General features: G+C 66.0%; 18 protein-coding genes. 11 read left to right on the top strand and 7 right to left on the bottom strand.

The window, feature by feature from the left end:
• Positions 1-19: 19 nt before the first annotated feature.
• The 6 genes from mmsB (at position 20) to FBZ93_RS03045 (ending at position 5,951) form a co-directional block, all read left to right on the top strand.
• Complete coding sequence (mmsB, locus tag FBZ93_RS03070; RefSeq protein WP_146984488.1) at positions 20-907, top strand: 3-hydroxyisobutyrate dehydrogenase; 888 nt, start codon at positions 20-22, stop codon at positions 905-907.
• Positions 908-1,051: 144 nt separating this feature from the next.
• Positions 1,052-2,776, top strand: coding sequence for an AMP-binding protein (locus FBZ93_RS03065; RefSeq protein WP_146984487.1), 1,725 nt, complete (start codon positions 1,052-1,054; stop codon positions 2,774-2,776).
• A gap of 11 nt (positions 2,777-2,787) precedes the next feature.
• Positions 2,788-3,267, top strand: a complete 480-nt coding sequence (locus tag FBZ93_RS03060) for a MaoC family dehydratase (protein WP_146984486.1) — start codon at positions 2,788-2,790, stop codon at positions 3,265-3,267.
• Between the two features lie 140 nt (positions 3,268-3,407).
• Positions 3,408-3,554, top strand: coding sequence for a hypothetical protein (locus FBZ93_RS03055; RefSeq protein ID WP_245321174.1), 147 nt, complete (start codon positions 3,408-3,410; stop codon positions 3,552-3,554).
• A gap of 256 nt (positions 3,555-3,810) precedes the next feature.
• A complete protein-coding gene (locus FBZ93_RS03050) occupies positions 3,811-4,728 on the top strand; it encodes an SDR family NAD(P)-dependent oxidoreductase (RefSeq protein ID WP_146984485.1) in 918 nt (305 codons plus the stop codon).
• A 2-nt stretch (positions 4,729-4,730) separates the two neighbouring features.
• Positions 4,731-5,951, top strand: a complete 1,221-nt coding sequence (locus FBZ93_RS03045) for an NAD(P)/FAD-dependent oxidoreductase (protein WP_146984484.1) — start codon at positions 4,731-4,733, stop codon at positions 5,949-5,951.
• A 91-nt stretch (positions 5,952-6,042) separates the two neighbouring features.
• Here the strand turns inward: FBZ93_RS03045 and FBZ93_RS03040 are convergent, their stop codons facing one another.
• The gene (locus tag FBZ93_RS03040; protein WP_146984483.1) at positions 6,043-7,260 is read right to left on the bottom strand and encodes an MFS transporter; all 1,218 of its coding nucleotides are present in this window, start codon (positions 7,258-7,260) and stop codon (positions 6,043-6,045) included.
• Positions 7,261-7,353: 93 nt separating this feature from the next.
• On the opposite strand from FBZ93_RS03040, the gene FBZ93_RS03035 reads away from it, so the two are divergent.
• On the top strand, positions 7,354-8,256 hold the full coding sequence (locus tag FBZ93_RS03035) for a LysR family transcriptional regulator (RefSeq protein ID WP_146984482.1): 903 nt from the start codon (positions 7,354-7,356) through the stop codon (positions 8,254-8,256).
• A gap of 97 nt (positions 8,257-8,353) precedes the next feature.
• Here the strand turns inward: FBZ93_RS03035 and FBZ93_RS03030 are convergent, their stop codons facing one another.
• The 3 genes from FBZ93_RS03030 to FBZ93_RS03020 form a co-directional block, all read right to left on the bottom strand.
• Complete coding sequence (locus FBZ93_RS03030; RefSeq protein ID WP_146984481.1) at positions 8,354-9,433, bottom strand: D-TA family PLP-dependent enzyme; 1,080 nt, start codon at positions 9,431-9,433, stop codon at positions 8,354-8,356.
• A 127-nt stretch (positions 9,434-9,560) separates the two neighbouring features.
• Positions 9,561-11,378: an ABC-F family ATP-binding cassette domain-containing protein gene (locus tag FBZ93_RS03025; protein WP_146984480.1), complete on the bottom strand. Its 1,818-nt coding sequence runs from the start codon at positions 11,376-11,378 to the stop codon at positions 9,561-9,563.
• Positions 11,379-11,382: 4 nt separating this feature from the next.
• Complete coding sequence (locus FBZ93_RS03020; protein WP_146984479.1) at positions 11,383-11,883, bottom strand: YaiI/YqxD family protein; 501 nt, start codon at positions 11,881-11,883, stop codon at positions 11,383-11,385.
• A 134-nt stretch (positions 11,884-12,017) separates the two neighbouring features.
• On the opposite strand from FBZ93_RS03020, the gene FBZ93_RS03015 reads away from it, so the two are divergent.
• Positions 12,018-12,821, top strand: coding sequence for a hypothetical protein (locus FBZ93_RS03015; protein WP_146984478.1), 804 nt, complete (start codon positions 12,018-12,020; stop codon positions 12,819-12,821).
• 159 nt (positions 12,822-12,980) lie between these two features.
• Here the strand turns inward: FBZ93_RS03015 and FBZ93_RS03010 are convergent, their stop codons facing one another.
• The gene (locus FBZ93_RS03010) at positions 12,981-15,353 is read right to left on the bottom strand and encodes a xanthine dehydrogenase family protein molybdopterin-binding subunit (RefSeq protein ID WP_146984477.1); all 2,373 of its coding nucleotides are present in this window, start codon (positions 15,351-15,353) and stop codon (positions 12,981-12,983) included.
• Positions 15,354-15,572: 219 nt separating this feature from the next.
• Here FBZ93_RS03010 and FBZ93_RS03005 point away from each other — a divergent pair, with 219 nt between their 5' ends.
• The 3 genes from FBZ93_RS03005 to FBZ93_RS02995 all read left to right on the top strand — a co-directional run bounded on the left by FBZ93_RS03005 (position 15,573) and on the right by FBZ93_RS02995 (position 18,560).
• On the top strand, positions 15,573-16,616 hold the full coding sequence (locus FBZ93_RS03005) for a Ppx/GppA phosphatase family protein (protein ID WP_146984476.1): 1,044 nt from the start codon (positions 15,573-15,575) through the stop codon (positions 16,614-16,616).
• A 166-nt stretch (positions 16,617-16,782) separates the two neighbouring features.
• Positions 16,783-17,478 carry an RlmE family RNA methyltransferase gene (locus tag FBZ93_RS03000; protein ID WP_146984475.1) on the top strand — a complete coding sequence of 232 codons (696 nt, stop codon included), beginning with the start codon at positions 16,783-16,785 and terminating at the stop codon, positions 17,476-17,478.
• 245 nt (positions 17,479-17,723) lie between these two features.
• Entirely contained in the window at positions 17,724-18,560 is an 837-nt protein-coding gene (locus tag FBZ93_RS02995; RefSeq protein ID WP_349643253.1) for a Crp/Fnr family transcriptional regulator, read from the top strand.
• A 25-nt stretch (positions 18,561-18,585) separates the two neighbouring features.
• Here the strand turns inward: FBZ93_RS02995 and FBZ93_RS02990 are convergent, their stop codons facing one another.
• A complete protein-coding gene (locus FBZ93_RS02990; protein ID WP_146984473.1) occupies positions 18,586-18,783 on the bottom strand; it encodes a hypothetical protein in 198 nt (65 codons plus the stop codon).
• Positions 18,784-18,897: 114 nt separating this feature from the next.
• On the bottom strand, positions 18,898-19,353 hold the full coding sequence (locus tag FBZ93_RS41205) for a phasin family protein (protein WP_246667338.1): 456 nt from the start codon (positions 19,351-19,353) through the stop codon (positions 18,898-18,900).
• Between the last annotated feature and the right edge of the window lie 540 nt (positions 19,354-19,893).

Here is a 19,893-nt window from a genome sequence, read left to right as displayed (position 1 = left end):
CGCAAGCGGAGGACTTCCCATGGAAAACGTCGCATTCATCGGGCTCGGCAATATGGGCGGGCCGATGGCGGCCAATCTGGTCAAGGCCGGCCACAAGGTGACCGCGTTCGATCTGGTCGCGGCATCCCGCGATCAGGCGAAAAGCGACGGCGCTGCGATCGCCGAGAGCGGCGTGGCTGCGGTGAAGGGCGCCGATGTCGTCATCACCATGCTGCCGGCCGGCAAGCATGTGCTCGGCGTCTGGAACGAAGTGCTTCCTGCGATGGCCAAGGGCGCGCTGATCATCGACTGCTCGACCATCGACGTCGAGAGCGCCAAGCAGGCGCATGCGCTGGCCGCCAAGCACGGTATGGCTTCGGTCGATGCGCCGGTGTCCGGCGGCACCGGCGGCGCCAAGGGCGCGACGCTGACCTTCATGTGCGGCGGTGAGGCGCAGGCCTTCGCGGCGGCTCAGCCGATGCTGGCCAACATGGGCAAGAAGATCGTGCATTGCGGCGCCGGCGGTGCAGGGCAGGCGGCCAAGATCTGCAACAACATGATCCTCGGCATTTCCATGATCGCGGTCGGCGAGGCCTTCGTGCTGGCCGAAAAGCTCGGCCTCTCGCACCAGGCGCTGTTCGACGTCGCCTCGACCTCGTCGGGGCAGTGCTGGTCGCTGACGACCTATTGCCCGGTTCCCGGTCCGGTGCCGACCTCGCCGGCCAACAACGACTACAAGCCCGGTTTCGCCTCCAACCTGATGGTGAAGGACCTGACGCTGGCGCAGGACGCCGCCAATGCGGCCGGGGCGGTGACGCCGCTCGGCAAGCACGCGCAGGAGCTCTATAAGACCTTCGACGCGTCGGGCCATGGCGGGGTCGACTTTTCCGGAATTATCCAGCACGTTCGCAGCCTCGCTGGGAAATAGTAGCTTCTCGCGTAGCCCGGATGGAGCGCAGCGAAATCCGGGAACAGCTTTATCAATCGGCGCGACCGCCCCGGATTGCGCTCCGCTCCATCCGGGCTACCCTTGACGGTGACGCTGGTTGCCAATCGACGGGCTCGGAAGAAGATGACCACATTTCAGGACGCACGCGCATTTCTGCTCAAGCACCGCACCGACTACGATGCCGCGGTGAAGGGATTCCGCTGGCCGGAACCCGTGCCGTTCAACTGGGCGCTCGACTGGTTCGACGCCGAACTCGCGCGCAATGCTGACAGCCGCGACCGGCCGGCGCTGTGGATCGTCGAGGCCGCCAGCGGCAACGAGACCAAGCTGTCGTTCGCCGAGCTGTCGCGCCGTTCAAATCAAGTTGCAAACTTCCTGCGCGGGCAGGGGCTGAAGCGCGGCGATCATCTGTTGCTGCTGCTCGGCAATGTGGTGCCGCTGTGGGAGACCATGCTGGCGGCGATGAAGCTCGGGGTCGTCGTGATCCCCGCGACCACGCTATTGACCGCGGATGAACTGCGCGACCGGCTCGATCGCGGCAAAGCGAAGGCGGTGGTCGCCACCCAGGATCAGGTTGCGAAGTTCGCGGGCCTCGGCAGCGACAGTCTCGTCCGCGTCGTGGTCGGCGCGACGCAGGCGCAGGATGGCTGGCTGCCGTTCGAGGATGCGGCCAAGGCGTCGGATGCTTTCACCGCCGACGGCCCGACCAACGCCGACGACCCGATGCTGCTCTATTTCACCTCGGGCACCACGGCAAAGCCAAAACTGGTGCGGCACAGCCAGCGCAGCTATCCGGTCGGTCATCTCTCGACCATGTACTGGATCGGGCTGCAGCCCGGCGACATCCATCTCAACATCTCATCGCCCGGCTGGGCCAAGCATGCCTGGAGCTGCTTCTTCGCGCCGTGGAATGCCGGCGCGACGATCTTCATCGCCAACCAGCCACGCTTCGAGGCGAAGGGACTGCTCTCGATCATCGGCCGCTGCCGCGTCACCACGCTGTGCGCGCCGCCGACGGTGTGGCGGATGTTCATCCAGGAAGACCTCGCAAGCTTCAAGGTCTCGCTGCGGGAAGTCTGCGGCGCCGGCGAGCCGCTCAATCCTGAGATCATCGACCAGGTCAAATCGGCCTGGGGCCTCACCATCCGCGACGGCTACGGCCAGACCGAGACCACGGCGCTGGCCGGCAACTCGCCGGGGCAGAAGGTCAAGGTCGGCTCGATGGGCCGGCCGCTGCCGGGCTATCGCGTGCAGGTCACCGACAGTGACGGCCACGCCGCGAAGGAGGGCGAGGTGACCTTGTTGCTCGGCGCCGACAGGCCGGCGGGCCTGATGCAGGGCTATCAGGGCGACGACGGCAGACTGATCGGCACCGACGGCGAGATCTATCGCAGCGGCGACGTCGTGTTCACCGATGACGAGGGCTATCTCACCTTCGTCGGCCGCACCGACGACGTGTTCAAATCCTCCGACTACCGCATCTCGCCGTTCGAGCTGGAGAGCGTGCTGCTCGAGCACGATGCGGTGGCGGAAGCGGCGGTGGTGCCGAGCCCGGACCCGATCCGGCTCGCGGTCCCCAAGGCCTATGTGCTGCTGGTCTCCGGCGTCGAGCGCAGCCCGGAGACGGCGCTGTCGATCTTCAAACATTTGCACACGCGGCTCGCACCGTTTAAACGCATCCGCAAGATCGAGCTAGTCACCGAGCTGCCGAAGACGATTTCTGGAAAGATCCGTCGGGTGCAGCTGCGCCGGCTCGAACATGACGATGTCAGAAGCGATGCGTTGCGCGGGGTCGAGTTCCGCGAGGAAGAATTTCCGGAGCTGCAGAAGGTGCGGACTTCCGGTTAGGAGGTCAGCCAATGAATGAAGTCTGGAAGAAGCCGCCGGTGTCGCTGGAAACCTACCAGGGCATGGTCGGCAAGGAGATCGGCGTGTCCTCATGGCACGTGCTCGATCAGGGGCGCATCAATACCTATGCCGACGTGATCGAGGATCACCAGTTCATCCATGTCGATCCCGAGCGCGCCAAGAAAGAGACCGCCTTCGGCACCACGATCGCCCACGGCTTCCTCACGATGTCGCTGCTGAGCATCATGTCCTACGAGGTGATGCCGGTGCTCGAGGGCACCGCGATGGGCGTCAATTACGGCTTCGACAAGCTGCGCTTCATCTCGCCGGTGCGCTCGGGCAAGCGCGTTCGTGGCCGTTTCGTGCTGGCGGAGGCCACGCTGCGCAAGCCGAAGGAACTGCTGTCGCGCACCAATGTCACGGTCGAGATCGAGGGCGAGGACAAGCCCGCGCTGGTCGCCGACTGGCTCGGGCTGATCTATTTCAGCTAACGGATAGTTGAGTAACTCCACCTTTCGCGCAAGCAGGAGAGATAGAGCGAGCCCGCCTCGTCCAAGTAGTGCATTGACGGCTTTGATTCCCGGTGTCCATCATGTCGCCTCTAGGCGGTGCGGTCCCGGGAGTGACAGCCATGGTGCAAAACATCGTCGCCGGACTTGTCGTAGTCGGTTTGCTTCTGATTGGCTCGATGAGCTACGCCCAGGAGCATCACGAGTGCTGGAGCGGGCACCTGCTGAAAAGCCTGAAGCCCTGCGGATCGATGACCCCGGCGGTCTAACCCGCCCTCCTTGGCCGGTCAGTGCCGCACTTGACCCGGCCATCCATCGCTGCTCAAAAGTCCCCAACCTTTTCATGCCGCTCGGGCATGCACCCGCTCCCCTAGTGGGAAAGGGTGGCGAAATCGAGCGGAGCGAGATGAAGCCGGGTGAGGGGTCTCTCTCCGCGTGCTCATCCGTGGAGAGAACCCCTCATCCGGCGCGCTTGCGCGCGCCACCTTCTCCCACGGGGAGAAGGGAAGAACAGGAATGTACGGCATGGCAATCAGGTTTGACGGACGCGTCGCTGTCGTCACCGGCGCGGGCAACGGTCTTGGGCGGGCGCATGCGCTGGGGCTCGCCAGCCGCGGCGCCAAGGTCGTGGTCAACGATTTCGGCGGCGCACGCGACGGCACCGGCGGCTCGCTGTCGCCGGCCGAGACCGTGGTCGAGGAGATCCGGAAAGCCGGCGGCACCGCAATGGCCGACGGCGCCGACGTCTCGAATTTCGAGCAGGTCACCGCGATGGTCGAGCGCGCCACCAAGGAATGGGGCAGCGTCGACCTCTTGTGCGCCAATGCCGGCATCCTGCGCGACAAGTCGTTTGCCAAGATGGAGGTCGCCGACTGGGCCAAGGTGCTCGACGTGCATCTGACCGGCACGTTCTACTGCTGCAAGGCGGTGTGGGCCGGCATGCGCGAGCGCAACTATGGCCGCATCGTGCTGACGACCTCCTCGTCCGGCCTGTTCGGCAATTTCGGCCAGGGCAATTACGGCGCGGCGAAGGCCGGCATGGTTGGCCTGATGAACGTGCTCGCCGAAGAGGGCCGCAAGAACAACATCAAGGTCAACACCATCTCGCCGACTGCGGCGACTCGCATGACCGAGGAACTGCTGCCGCCGCAGGCATTGCAGCTGATGAAGCCGGAAGCGATCACGCCGGCGGTCGAATTCCTGCTCTCGGAGGACGCACCGACCCGCACCATCATGGGTGCCGGCGCCGGCTCGTTCGCGGTGATCCGCGTGCTGGAGACCGAAGGCGTCAACCTGCCGCAGTCGGAGTGGACGCCGGACGGCGTCGCCGCGCATTTTGCCGCGATCAGTGACATGTCGACCGCGAAGGCGCTGCAGGGCGCGTTCGAGCAGACGCAGAAATATGTCGCCCAGGCCGCGGCGCGGGCCGGGATCAAGCTCTGAGCATGACCGTCGCTGTCATCGGAGCCGGCCCCGCCGGCCTGATGGCGGCGGAGGTGCTCGCCCAAGGTGGCGCTGCCGTCACCGTCTATGACGCGATGCCGTCGGCCGGCCGCAAGTTCCTGATGGCCGGCCGCGGCGGGCTCAATCTCACCCACTCCGAGCCGCTGCCGGATTTCCTTGCGCGCTATCGCGAGGCGATGCCGCTCCTCAAAGCCACAGTCGAGGCATTTCCGCCGGATGCCTTGCGCGCCTGGTGCGCGGCGCTGGGCCAGCCGACGTTTGTCGGCAGCAGCGGCCGCGTGTTTCCCAAGGCATTCAAGGCCTCGCCTCTGCTGCGTGCCTGGCTGCGGCGGCTCGATGCCGAGGGCGTCGCGTTCGCATTCCGGCATCGCTGGGTTGGATGGGACGCGCAGGGCGCATTGCTGTTTGAGACGCCCGACGGACAGCGCACTGTCAACGCCGATGCAACCGTGCTCGCGCTTGGCGGCGCGAGCTGGCCGCGGCTCGGATCGGACGGCGCCTGGGCGGAGTTTCTTGCGACGAAGGACGTTGCCGTTGCCCCAATGCGACCGGCCAATTCCGGCTTCACCGTGGCGTGGTCAGATATCTTCCGCGACCGGTTTGAGGGGCAGCCGCTCAAGGGCGTCGCCCTTACGATCGGGCCGCACACGGTGCGCGGTGAGGCGGTCGTCACCCGCACGGGCATCGAAGGCGGCGCCATCTACGCGCTGTCGGCGGAATTACGCGAGGCGGTGCTGGGTATCGGGCAGGCGACGCTGACGATCGCGCTGCGGCCGGACCTCGACGCCGCCGCGCTGACCACACGCCTGTCCGGGACGCGCGGCAAGCAGTCGCTCGCGAATTTCCTGCGCAAGGCGGCGCAAGTCTCTCCGGTCGGCATCGGCCTGATGCAGGAGGCGGCGATTGCGTCCGGCCGGCCGCTGACATCGTTCTCGCCGGTAGAGCTCGCGCAGCTGATCAACGCGGTTCCGGTTCAGCTCACGGGCATTGCGCCGATCGATCGCGCGATTTCGACCGCGGGCGGGATCGCGTTCAACGAACTCGACCCGCATTTCATGCTGCGCAAACTGCCCGGTGTCTTTGCCGCCGGCGAGATGCTCGATTGGGAGGCGCCGACCGGCGGCTATCTGTTGCAGGCGTCGTTTGCGACGGGGGCCGCGGCCGGGAAGGGCGCGCTGCAATGGCTCGCGCGGAAATCGTAGGATGGGTAGAGCGAAGCGATACCCATCATTGTGCCGCGCTGGAAGAAGTTGATGGGTATCGCTGCGCTCCACCCATCCTACAAGATGCGACTCATTCCGATCCGGTCTTCGTCCCGATGTCGGTGATGAAGCCGAGCACGCCGAACGTGGCGGCGACCGCGCAGACCGCGGTCCATCCACCATAACTCCAGGCCGTGGACGCGGCTGCTGCGCCGACCGCGCCGCCGATGAAGAACAGCGCCACGAACAGGCCGTTGATCCGGCCGCGCGCCTCAGGCTGCAGCAGATTGACGGCGCGGCGGCCGAGCGTCTGGTCAGTGGTGATGCCGAAATCGAGCAGCACGGCGCCGACGCCAAGCAACGAGAGAGCCGCGATCCGCGACTCGATCATGCCGGCCCAGGCGCACAGCGCGAGCGCGCCGGCGATGAGAAGGTGCGAGACGATCAGCAACGGCCGCGCGAAGCCCCTGTCGCCCCAGCGCCCGGCGATCGGCGTCGCCGCCGCCCCCGCGACGCCGATCAGCGCGAACAGCGCGATCCCCTTGGCGTCGAGCTTGAACGGCACGTCCGGCAGGCGCAGCGCGACCGCTGCCCAGAACGCGGTGAACGACGCCATCACCAGCGCCGCGGTCCAGGACCGCACGCGCAGCACCGGCTCGTCGCGCAGCAGCTTGGGAAATGAGCGCAGCAGCGCCCCGTAGCTGACTTTCGCCGAAGGCTGCAAGGTCGGCAGATAGCGCGCCAGCGCGCAACCGAGCACAGTCATCAGAACGGCCGAGGTGACATAGTAGCCGCGCCAGTTCCAGCTGTCCGCGATCAGGCTTGCCGCCGGCCGCGACAGCAGGATACCGATCATCAACCCGCTCATGACATCGCCGATCGCCTGGCCCCGCCGCTCCGGCGGCACCATCGACGCCACCAGCGGCACCACCATCTGGATCGCGGCGCAGGACGCGCCGAGGATGAAGGTGGCGGCCAGCAAAATCAGCGGCGTCGGCGCCAGCGCGGTGCCGATCGCGGCGATGATGGCACAGGCGAGGGTCCGCAGGATCAGCCGCTTGTTCTCGACGAGGTCGACCAGCGGCACCAGCAGCAACAGCCCGAGCGCGTAGCCGAGCAGGGTCAGCGTCGAGATCAGGCCGGCCTGCAGCTCGGTCATGCCGAGCGAGCGGCCCATCAGGCCGACCAGGATCTGCGGGGCAAACAGATTGGTGACGACGGTGCCGGTCGTGATGGCGCCGATCCAGATCAGGGGACGCACCGAGACGGCGCGGGCCGGGGAGAGTTCGGTGGCTTCGGAAATGGTCATGGGACCTCGCGAGGAAGTGGCGAGGCCCCCTTTAGGGGATCGGCCTAATATGCTACAATTCAAATAAGATGATGAAGAATATGCGAGATTGTTATGAACACCCATGACCTCGTGGCGTTCGTCGCCGTGGTGGAGACCGGATCGATCGTCGCGGCCTCCGCGCGGTTGAACCTGACCCAGCCCGGCGTGACGCGGCGGATCCAGAATCTCGAGGAGATGCTGGGCGCGCAGCTGCTCGACCGGCTGTCGAAACCGCTGAAGCCGACGGCGGCGGGCGTCGAGGCCTATGAGCAGGGCCGCCGCGTGCTGCGCATGCTCGACGACCTCAAGTCGGGCGTCGCCAATGACGGCGTGGTGCGCGGCGAGTTCAGGCTCGGCCTGACGCCGTTCTTGTCGGAGGCCGGGCTCACCGGCCCGCTCGATGCGGTGCGCGGCGAATTTCCCGCGCTTGCGTTGCGCGTCGTCTCGGGCTGGTCGCCCAATCACATGGAGCGGGTCAGCCGCAATGAGCTCGATGCCGCCGCGATCTGTCTGCCCGACGGCACCGCGCCGCCGGACGATCTCGAGGCCTCCGATCTCGGTGCGCAGCCGGTGGTGTTCGTCGTTGCGCGCGAGATGAAGACGCCGAAGTTCGTCGACCTCGAATGGCTGTCGCGGACCGGCTGGGTGATCAACCAGGATGGCTGTGGCTTCCGCCAGACCTTGAAGCGCCATTTCGATGCGGCGCATCTGCCGTTCAACATCGCGGTCGAGGCGCTCGACAGCGAGCTGCGCCTGTCGCTGGTGGCGCGCGGGCTCGGCATCGGCCTCGTCACGCCGGTGGCGCTGAAACGAAGCCCGATCCGCAACCGGCTCAAGATCGTGAAGATCGCGGATTTCAACCCGGCGGTGCGGGCCTGGATCGTGCACCGCCCGCCCGCCGGCCGCCTGGCGCGGCCGATCGAGGTGTTTCGCTCGGCGCTGGATCGCGAGTTGCAGGCGCTGATCAGCGGGTAGCTGCGTAGGATGGGTGGAGCGAAGCGATACCCATCATCTCGCCACGCCGTCCAAAGCGATGGGTATCGCTGCGCTCCACCCATCCTACCGAACGCGGCTAGCGGAGCTTGCCGCGCGCCGTCACCGGCAATGCGCCGATGATCTCGTCGCCGCGCACCATCACGACCTCGTCCATCATGTTGACGACGACGCAGACGTGATTGGGCACGATCCGCACGACGTCGCCGACACTGGGCCGCGTGTTGCTGCGGGACAGATCGAGGAAGCCGTGCTCCTCGGCGAAGCGCGCGATCTTGGCCTCGGGATGTTCGAGGATCAGGCCGTGGCCCTCGAGGCCGCCGGTATCCGAGGTCAGCGTCTTGGAGCCGGCATCGAGGATGCCGCGGTCGGGGCCGGCGCGGCTGACGACGGTGGAATAGATGTGCAGCGCGCAGTCATCCCAGGTCGCGACGCCGGCGGCGACCTGCATGCGGTCGTTGTAGATGTAGGTGCCGAAGCGGTGCTCGGTGCAGCCCTTCAGCCGGCCGAGATTGACCAGGTTCGGCGTGCCGCCGGTCGAGACGATGGTCGCATCGAGGCCGTGGGCGCGCACGCCGGCCAGCGCCTCGTCGTAGAATTTCTGCGCGTCGGCCCAGCCGGCCTCGGTCGGGTATAGCATGAAGCCTGCGAAGCTCAGGCCCTTCGAGGCCGCGATCTCGCGTGCCAGCGCAATCGCTTCGGCCGGGGTCTCGACGCCGGCGCGCTTGCGTCCGGTGTCGCATTCTACCACGACGCAGAGCGGGCGGCCGGAGGCGGCGGCCGCCTTCGGCAAATCGCCGACCACAACCGAATTGTCGGCGGCGACGGTGACGTTGGCCTTGCCTTGCAGTGCGCCGAGCCGCGCCATCTTCTCGTCGCCGAGCAGATTGTAGCTGATCAGGATGTCGTCGATGCCGCTATCCGCCATGATCTCGGCCTCGCCGAGCTTCTGGCAGGTGATGCCCCTGGCGCCGGCCTTGATCTGCAGCTGCGCCAGCATCGGATTCTTGTGGGTCTTGATGTGCGGCCGGTTGGCGACGCCGGCCTCGTCGCAGGCCTTCTGGATCCGCGCGATGTTGCGCTCGACCCGGTCCATGTCGATCACGGCGCAGGGCGTGCCGTATTCCCTGGCGATCTTGGCGGCGAGGGGCGTGGTCATCGGATTAACTCCATTTCACGGCTTCCGTCATTGCGAGCGCAGCGAAGCAATCCATCCATCCGCATCTGCGGAGCCATGGATTGCTTCGTCGCTTCGCTCCTCGCAATGACGATCATTTCCATGCGCTTCATGCCTGTTCGATCTCTTCGCGCAGCACCTCTAGCTCGAGCCAGCGGTCCTCGGCGGCGGCGAGTTCTTCCTGCGCCTTGGCGATCGCGGCCGAGGCGGCGTCGAATTTCTTGCGATCCTTCGCATAGAGATCGGGGTCGTCGAGCAGCTTCTGCTGCTTTGTGATTTCGGCGTGCAGTCTGTCGATCGTCTTCGGCAGCGTCTCCAACGCGTGCTTCTCGTTGAAGCTCAGCCGGCGCCTCGGTGCGGCCTCGGGTGCGGCGGCCCTGGCTTCCTTCTTTTCCTCGACTGGCGCTTCCGCCTTCACCGTTTCGCGCTTCACGTCGGCGCCGCGCTGCGCCAGCATGTCGGAGTAGCCGCCGGCGTATTCGATCCAGCGTCCCTGGCCCTCGGGCACGATCACCGACGTCACCACGCGGTCGAGGAAGTCGCGGTCGTGGCTGATCAGGATCACCGTGCCCTCGTAGTCGCCGAGCATGTCCTCGAGCACGTCGAGGGTTTCGAGGTCGAGGTCGTTGGTCGGTTCGTCCAGGATCAAGAGGTTCGACGGCTTGGCCAGCGCACGCGCCAGCATCAGCCGGCCGCGCTCGCCGCCGGAGAGTGCTTCCAGCGGCGTGCCGCGCTGCTCCTGTGCGAACAGGAAGTCCTTCATGTAGCCGATCACGTGCTTCGACTTGTCGCCGACCATGACGTGATCGCCGCGGCCGCCGGTCAGGGCCTCGGCCAGCGTCAGCTTCGGATCGAGGCTCTCGCGATGCTGGTCGAGCGTCGCCATCTCGATATTGGCGCCCAGCCGCACAGAGCCGGAGTCGGGCGGATCGTTGCCGATCAAGAGATGCACTAGCGTGGTCTTGCCGGCGCCGTTGGGACCTACGATGCCGACGCGGTCGCCGCGCTGGATCCTACTCGAGAAGCCCTCGACGATCTTGCGCTCGCCAAAGGCCTTGGTGATGTTCTTCGCCTCGATCACGAGGCGGCCGGATTTCTCGGCCTCGGCGGCGGCGAGCGTGGCATTGCCGGTGGCGCCGCGATAGTTGCGACGCTGGTCGCGCAGCGCATGCAGATTGCCGAGCCGTTTGACGTTGCGCTTGCGGCGGCCGGAGACGCCGTAGCGCAGCCAGTGCTCTTCATTGACGATCTTGCGATCGAGCTTGTGCTGCTCGCGCTCTTCATCCGCCAGCACCTCGTCGCGCCACGCCTCGAAGGCGCCGAAGCCGCGGTCGATCTGCCGGATCTGGCCGCGGTCGAGCCAGGCGGTGGTACGCGACAGATTGGTCAGGAAGCGGCGGTCATGGCTGATCAGCACCAGCGCGCAGCGCCGGCTTTCCAGCTCGCCTTCGAGCCATTCGATGGTCGGCAGGTCGAGATGGTTGGTCGGCTCGTCCAGCAGCAGGATATCGGGCGAGGGCGCCAGCACTCGCGCCAGCGCCGCGCGGCGCGCCTCGCCGCCGGAGACGTGCGCCGGATCTTCCTCGCCGGTCAGGCCGAGCTGTTCGAGCAGATAGCGCGCCTGGTAGTGGTCGTCGCCGGGGCCAAGGCCGGCCTCGACATAGGCCAGCGTCGTCTTGTGCTCGCCGAAGTCCGGCTCCTGCGGCAGATAGCGGATGGTGGCGCCGGGCTGCACGAAGCGGCTGCCGGCATCGGGCTCGACCAGGCCGGCCGCGATCCGCAGCAGCGTCGATTTGCCGGAGCCGTTGCGGCCGATCAGGCAGACGCGCTCGCCGGCGGAAACCGACAGCTCGACGCCTGACAGCAGCGGCGTGCCGCCGAAGGTCAGGTTGATATCCTTGAGCTGGATCAGAGGAGGCGGAGCCATCGCGCTAATCCTGCTGGTTCGTCGCCGCCTGCTCGGCGCGGCGGCGCTGGATGCGGCGGATGGTCTGGTCGAGCGTCGACAGGAAGGTCGAGCGGTCGCGCGGTGAGTATGATTTCGGCCCGCCAGTGATCTCACCCGACGAGCGCAGATCGGTCATCAGATTGCGCACCGCCAGCGTCATGCCGATCGACTGTTCGGTGAACGGCTTGCCGTTCGGTGCGATCACGTCGGCGCCGGCCTTGACGCAGCGGCTCGCCAGCGGAATGTCCGCGGTGATCACGACATCGCCTGCACGCGCGCGTTCGGCGATCCAGTCGTCGGCCGCATCCATGCCGGAACCGGCGGCGATGCGCTCGATCAGGGGATCCTGCGGCACGCGGATGAAATTGCCGGCGACCACGCTGACGGGCACGCCGAGCCGGATCGCGACGCGATAGATCTCGTCCTTCACCGGACAGGCGTCGGCGTCGACATAGACGCGGGTTAGGGCGGGGGTTTCAGTCATCGATTCCGGGTTCGCAGGCACGGCCTGCGTGTACTCCATGGTGCGGAAAATTGCGAGCAAAACGAGAGGCTTGTCACGCTGCCCGGTTCGACTACGATTGCCTGAGAAAAACAACCGAAATAAGGGGAAACCCCATGCCTTCGACGACGCCCGCGCAGACCTACCGCGTCTCGGCCTACAACACCTCGAAACTGTCAGAGAACAAGATCCACGACGACACGGTGGCGCGGAAGTTCGGCTTTTCCGGCGGGCTGGTGCCCGGCGTCGATGTGATGGCCTACATGATGCATCTGCCGGTCGAGAAATGGGGCCGCGATTTCCTCGCGCGCGGGCTGATCGAGGCGCGTTTCGTCAAGCCGGTCTATGACGGCGAGATCGCGGAGTTGACCGGCCGGGAGACCGGCAACGGGCTCACGATCGAGCTCTTCAGCCGCGGCGAACTCTGCGCCACCGGCACGGCGTCGCTGCCGTCCTCCGTGCCGACATTCGTGCTCGACGACTACAAGCAGGTTGCCGCGGTTGCCGAACGCAAGCCGGTCAGCGCCTCGTCCTATGAAGAGGGCAAGTGGCTCGGCGTCATCCCGCGCGACTGGTCCGGCGACGCTGCGAAGGAGTATCTCGCCGATATCAGGGAGACCGACCCGATCTACTTACGCGAAGGTCTTGGCCATCCCGGCCTGCTGCCGCGGGTGATGAACAAGGTGCTGGTCGACAATGCGATCCTCGGGCCCTGGATCCATGTCGGCACCAGGATGCAGCTGTTGTCGGCGGGCAAGATCGGCGATGAACTCACCGCGCGCGCCAAGGTGACCGGCAATTACGACAAGAAGGGCCACCGCTTCGTCGAGCTCGACGCGCTGGTGCTCGGCAACGGTATCCCGCTCGCGCATTGCTGGCACATCGCGATCACCCAGCCGCGCGAGCAGGCGGCGGCTTAGGGAAGGGGCACGACGCTTCCCATTCACGGGTGTCATACCCCGCGCATGCGGGATATCCAGTACGCCGCGGCGTCTCAGTAAGTAACAGCTGCCTTTGGAATACTGGATCACCCGCTTTCGCGGGTGATGACAGTTGTATGCGTTGTGACAGCGCGCTCCTTACGCCGCGCTCGCCTTGGCATCCTGGATCGCGCGCCAGACGCGTTCGGGCGTCAGCGGCATGTTGATGTGCTTGACGCCGTATTCCGACAGCGCGTCGACCACGGCGTTGACGATGCAGACCAGGCTGCCGGCGCAGCCGGCTTCGCCGCAGCCCTTGGTGCCGAGTGGGTTGGATTTCGCTGGCGAGGGGTGATCGCCGACCTGCATCGACGGCACGTCGCCGGCGCGCGGCAGCGCGTAGTCCATGAACGAGCCGGTGATCGGCTGGCCGGAGGCGTCGTAGCTGACCTCCTCCATCAGCGCTTGGCCGATGCCCTGCGCCACGCCGCCGTGGAGCTGGCCGGCGACGATCATCGGATTGACCACGACGCCGAAATCGTTGACCGCCGAGTAGCGCACGATCCGCGTCACACCGGTGTCGGGATCGATCTCGACCTCGGCGACGTGACAGCCGTTCGGGAAGGTCGACGCGGTCTCCTTGGTGGCGTGGTCGACGTCGAGCGTGTCAGGCGTGCCCTCCGGCATCTTGCTCTCGCGCATCCGTTCGGCGAGCTCCATGATGCCGATCGAGCGGTCGGTGCCGGCGATGGTGAAGCGGCCCTGGCCGAACTCGATGTCGGCCTCGGAGGCCTCCAGCATGTGCGCAGCGGCCTTCTTGCCCTTCTCGACAACGAGCGCGGAGGCCTCGACGATCGCCTGTCCGGTCGCGGTGATCGAGCGTGAGCCGCCGGTGCCGTTGCCGAACCGCACGAGATCGCTGTCGCCCTGTTCGAGCGTGATCTTCTCGAAGGGAACCCCGAGCTGGTCGGACAGCACCTGCGCGAACGGCGTGGCGTGGCCCTGGCCGTAGTCGAGCGTACCGGTGGTGAGCTTCACCGAGCCGTCGGGCTCGAAGGTGATCTTGCCGAGCTCGCCGGACGGCGGCGCGGTGACCTCGAGATAGGAGCCGACGGCGATGCCGCGCAGCTTGCCGCTCTTCTTGCTCTCCTTCTTGCGCCTGGCGAAGTTGTCGTAGTCGGAGATCTCCAGCGCCTTCTGGAACACGCCGGCGAAATCGCCGCTGTCATAGGTGACGCCGGAGGCGGCCGGGAACGGCAGCTGCGACGGCTTGATGAAGTTGCGCTTGCGCAGCGTGAAGCGGTTGATGCCCATCTCGTCGGCGGCGGCATCGATCAGCCGCTCCATGTAGTAATTGGCCTCGGGCCGGCCGGCGCCGCGATAGGCGCCCATCAGCGTGGTGTTGGTCAGGACCGTCTTGATGTCGACGCCGAGCAGCGGCGTGCGGTAGACGCTGGCGAGATTCTTGCCGGTGTTGAGCGACAGCGGGCCCGGCGCGACGCCGGTGATGTAGGCGCCGAGATTGCCGTAGCCGGACAGCCGCACCGCCAAGAACTTGCCGTCGGCATCGAGCGCGAGCTCGGCATGGATCAGCTGCGCGCGGCCCTGGCTGTCGGACAGGAAGCTGGTCGAGCGCTCGTCCAGCCACTTCACGGGGCGGCCGAGCTCCCGCGCCGCATGCGCGATGCAAGTGTACTCGGGATAGTTGAGGTTCTTCATCCCGAACGAGCCGCCGACATTGCCGGTGAGGATGCGGACCTTGTCCGCGGGAACGTTGAGCAGCCGCGCCAGGATCGCCTTGTTGCCGGAAACGCCCTGGGTCGGCACCTGCAGCGTGAAGCGCTCGGTCTTTCTGTCGTAGTGCGCGAGCGCCACGCGCGGCTCCATCGAGACCACGGCGACGCGGGTGTTGACGATGTCGAGTTTTGTGACGTGCGCGGCGGCGGCGAAAGCAGCGTCGATCTTGGCGGTGTCGCCGTAATGATAGTCGAGCGCGACGTTGTTCGGGATGTTGTCATAGAGCTGCGGCGCGCCGGGCTTCGACGCCTCGGCGGCGTCGGTCACCGCGGGCAGCGGCTCGATGTCGACCTCGACCGCCTCGGCGGCATCGCGCGCTTGCGCTGCGGTCTCCGCCACCACGAAGGCGACGGGATCGCCGACGAAGCGCACCTTGTCGGTCACCAGCGCAGGGCGGTTGGTCTGCAGCAGCGGCGAGCCGTCGCGGTTCTTCAGCGGCAGGCCGCAGGTGAACGGCTTGTAGCCGGCGGCCGCGAGGTCGGCGCCGGTCCACACCCCGAGCACGCCCGGCATCGCCTTGGCAGCCGCCGTGTCGATCCCCTTGATGAGTCCGTGGGCATGGGAGGAGCGAACCATCCAGCAGATGGCCTGGCCGGGCAGGGAGAAATCGTCGGTGTATTTGCCCTTGCCGCGCACCAGGGTGTCGTCCTCCTTTCGTCGAACGGGCTGTCCGACACCGTATTTTTGCAGTGCGATAGCGTTTTCGAGGGAGGCGGGCGGTGTGTGATCTTGCATCGAAAATGACCTGAAATGCCCGGATTTGCTGGAGTTTGGGGGCGCAGACGAGATAACGCACGCCCTCCTTAACGACAACGCCCGATTGGGCATGGACCCAATGTGAACGGAGTTTGCGCAGGGCTTTGACGCTGCTAAAGTTTCTGTGAACGACAATTATTCGGCGGGCCCAAGGATCCTGATGGATCCACCTTGGGGTCCTGCGGAAAGACAGTTTTGATGAACGACCATGTGCGGCTTTGCGACGGCCCTCCGGCCGGCGAAGCCCCGTCAGGGTTGGTTGCGGCAGCCGCGGATACTGGCGTCTACGCCGCACTCGATCTTGGCACCAACAATTGCCGGCTGTTGATAGCCTGTCCCACTGGCGACGGGTTCCGCGTGGTCGACTCGTTCTCGCGGATCATCCGGCTCGGCGAGGGCATCGCCGCGACCGGCTCGATCAGCGAAGCGGCGATCGAGCGCGCCATTGCAGCGCTCGCCATTTGCAGCGACAAGATCCGCTATCGCAAGGCTCGCCGGCTGCGGCTGATCGCCACCGAGGCCTGCCGCGCCGCCGGCAACGCCGAAAGCTTTCGCGCCCGCGTCGCGGCCGCGACCGGGATCGAGCTCGAGGTGATCGATCGCGAGACCGAGGCGACGCTCGCCGTGATCGGCTGCTCGCCGCTGCTCGATCCGAAGGGGCGGGGCGCCATCCTGTTCGACATCGGCGGCGGCTCGACCGAGCTGGTGCGGATCGAGCGCGATCCCGCCGCACCCGACGCGCCGCCGCGCATCAAGGCGTGGATGTCGATCCCGCTCGGCGTCGTGACGCTGGCCGAGCATTTCGGCGGCAGGAACGTCACCCGGGATTTGTATGCGCAGATGATCGATGAGGTCGCGCGGCATGTCGCGCCGTTCGCGGCCGAGCACGGCAAGGACCTGCGCGACATGCACATGCTCGGCACCTCGGGCACCGTGACCACGCTCGCCGGCGTCTTCCTCAATCTGTCGCGCTACGACCGCCGCCGCATCGATGGCATCTGGATGAACGATGGCGACGTGTCAGCGACGATCCAGAAGCTGCTCGGCATGAGCTACGAGGCGCGCGTCAACAATAACTGCATCAGCGTCGAGCGGGCCGACCTCGTGCTCGCCGGCTGCGCGATCCTCGATGCAATCCGCAACGCGTTCCCGATGCCGCGGCTCCGGGTTGCCGATCGCGGCCTGCGCGAGGGCATGCTGGTCGAGATGATGCGCGAGGACGGCGCGCTGCGGGCGTGCTAGAGCTTCTCTTGCCTCGCCCCGCTTGCGGGGAGAGGCCGGATTGCATGTCAATGCGATCCGGGCGAGGGGGACTCTCCACGAGCCCATCTCTCACCTTCATTGCGGAAACAGCCCCTCACCCCAACCCTCTCCCCGCAAGAGCGGGGCGAGGGAGCAGAGAACCAGTATGGCTAAAGACACCACCGGGCGGCTGCACGTCACGGTCAAGAGCGGCGGCAAGCGAAAACTGTCGTCAAAACTCTGGCTCGAGCGCCAGCTCAACGATCCCTATGTCGCCAAGGCCAAGGCGATGGGCTACCGCTCGCGCGCGGCCTTCAAGCTGCTCGAGCTCGACGACAAATATCGCTTGCTCAAGCCGGGCATGACCGTGGTCGACCTCGGTGCTGCGCCCGGCGGCTGGAGCCAGATCGCGGCCAAGCGCACCGGTGCCGCCGACGGCAAGGGCAAGGTGGTCGCGATCGACCTCCTTGAAATGGGCGAGATCCCCGGCGTGATCTTCGCGCAGCTCGACTTCCTCGACCAGGACGCGCCGGAGAAGCTGATCGCGATGATGGGCGGCCGCGCCGACATCGTGATGTCCGACATGGCAGCCAACACCACGGGCCATCGCAAGACCGACCAGCTGCGTATTATCGGCCTGGTCGAGACCGCCGCGCATTTCGCCGGCGAGGTGCTCAATCCCGGCGGTACCTTCCTGGCAAAAGTGTTCCAGAGCGGCGCCGATGCCGAGCTGGTCGGGCAGCTGAAGCGCGATTTCGCCACCGTCCGCCACGTCAAGCCGGCGGCCAGCCGGCAGGACTCCTCGGAGCGCTATGTGCTGGCGACCGGGTTTCGCGGGCAGCAGCCGTTGCGAGGAACGTAGCGACGAAGCAATCCATCCAGATGCGCGGTGGGATGGATTGCCTTCCGGCTGGGCACGACCGCGGTCCGGCGATGCGTGGGGGGAGCCTCGGAAGAAGGGGGCGCGGACCAAGCTGAAGCTGTTGGAACTCTTTCCCCTGCGGCGTATTCTACCTTCCCGGCGCGGTCTGTTCGTTGCGTATCTCAGCCTGACGCCCGCGGAATCTGTGCAACGAGCCGCGCCTCCGTCTGGGGAGAGGTCCCGTGATGGAGTACAGGACGCGCATAGGAAATCGTCTTCTGGCTGCGCTGCCGCCCGCAGATATCGATCTGCTTGTGCCTCATCTCCGCAAGACATCGCTCGAACGCGACCTCGTGCTGGTGCGGTCGGGCGATCCCGTCGAGCAGATCTACTTCCCGTGCACGGCATTGATCGCGTTCGTCATGGACATGCCGAACGGACAGGCTGTCGCGACCACGATGGTCGGCAATGAGGGCGCGGCCGGCATCCTGTCGACTCTGCGGACGATACGTTCGCCGATGACGGCGGTGGTTCGCGTCGCAGGCACGGCATGGCAAATCTCGCCGGCGCGGTTTCAGGCTGCGCTCGTGCGAAGCCATGCGCTCGCGGACGCGGTGCAGCTCCATATGCGATCGTTGCTGGTGCAGTTCCAGCATATGGCGGCCTGCAATGCGCTGCACTCGGTGGAAGCCCGTCTGGCCCGTTGGCTGCTGCAGATTCACGACCAGATCGGCCAGGACGCACTCCCGCTGACGCAGGAGACGCTGTCGGAATTGCTGGGCGTCAGGCGAACGACCGTAACCCACGTCGTGCAGAAGCTTCGCGCATCGGGGGCGATCCGGTCCAACCGACGCAGCTCGATCGAGGTCGACAGGCAGGGCCTCGAAGCGGCGGCCTGCGAATGTTACGAAATCATGCGAGACAGGATCGATCGCATCGTTTCGGCCGAAGGATTGAAACCGTCCGGTCGCGGAGCCGCGGCGCATGGGCCGCAGCGTTCGCACGCTCAACCATGGGCCAATGGCGACAAGGTTCAGGCACATCCGCGTGTGGCGGGGGCCTCGCGATCACGCAGCCATTGATCAACCTGTCAGGCGGGCGAGGCTGTCAGGACGCCTCGAGCATCCGCTCGCCGGGGTCGTCGACCCAAGCGTCCTTGGCAAACCATTCGTGGGTGGCCCGGCAGATCGTGCAATAGGTGCGCGAAAAGAACACCGTGCTGCAGCGAAATGTCTCGCGGTCGGCCTTCTTGTCGGTTGTGATCGCGCGGCCTGTCCGCGGACATCTGATCATGATCACGCCCACGGCGTCCTCCTCCATTGTCAGGTATTGCTGGATCCGCACCCCTCGGCTGGACGGCGTCCCTTCTTGTGGGAGACGCTCGTTCCAGCCGGGGCTCCGGGAGCGGGGGGCTTGCTCTCAGGAAGCTGTCTTCAACGCCCTTGCAAGGCTCTTCTTGAGCGGTTCGGAGGTCTCGGTCGCGACCTTCTTGGTGAGCTCCCAAAGCTCCTTGTTCTGCGCGGTGGCGACCTCGAAATTCCTGCGGCCATGCTCGGCCGAAAGCTGGATCGCTTCCAACAGCGACCTGGTGCCGGCAAGATCGGTCACGAAGGCGAGGGCCGAACTGGAGTTGGTGTTCGAGATCTCGACCAGCTTGGCGGCGTAATCCGCGGTGCCGGTTGCGTTGATCGAATAGGCTTCCCTGAGCAGGAGGGAGATTTCGGCCGAGGCTTCCTTGACCTTCTCGAACTGCTCCTTGGCCCGCGTCGCATTTTGCTCGGCGATGCCCTGGAAGGCCTTGGGGAAGGCAAACAGGGGCAGGCCAAAGCCGACTTTCGGATTGCCGTTCACTTCGTTCGTATTCGCGTCACTCACTGGCTCTGATCCTTTCAAGCGAAACTCGATCAATGAAAACCGGGCCTTCCGTGGCGCACGGACGCCACGGAAGGGAATCCGGAGCGCTTCCTCCTCATTGATTTCTGCTGATGCGGCGCCGCTGCGTGCCCGCTTGAGCCGAACTATGCAGGAGCGGCGGCGGCGCTTCCGTTCGCTTTCTGACTCTCGCGGTGATTTTTTTGCAGGACCCGGCGCGTTCCAGATGGGATTCGCGCAGGCGAACATTTCAACGCGGTCGGCAAGGAACCTGGAAGCACGGCCGGAGTCGAATCCCTGCTCCCGGCACCCGAGCCCCCCAAGCCCCACCGGGAGAAAACCCCCACTGGGTTGGCGGCCTTGGTGCAGTAGCGTTTCGCGCACTGGGGCCGTTTGATGAAAGAAAAAAGGGCTGGTAAACCGACCTTCCCAGGCGCATATCCTGGCAATGGCGACAATTGTTCAATGCAATTGCGGCGCCGAGTACAGACGCACTGAAGAGAAGTTCTTGGTGCCGCACACGGGTGACGCGATCTGCACGGT

This window comes from Bradyrhizobium macuxiense, assembly GCF_007993935.1.
In the GTDB taxonomy this organism is placed as follows: Bacteria; Pseudomonadota; Alphaproteobacteria; order Rhizobiales; family Xanthobacteraceae; genus Bradyrhizobium; species Bradyrhizobium macuxiense_A.
This window is presented reverse-complemented; position numbering and strand designations above follow the sequence as displayed.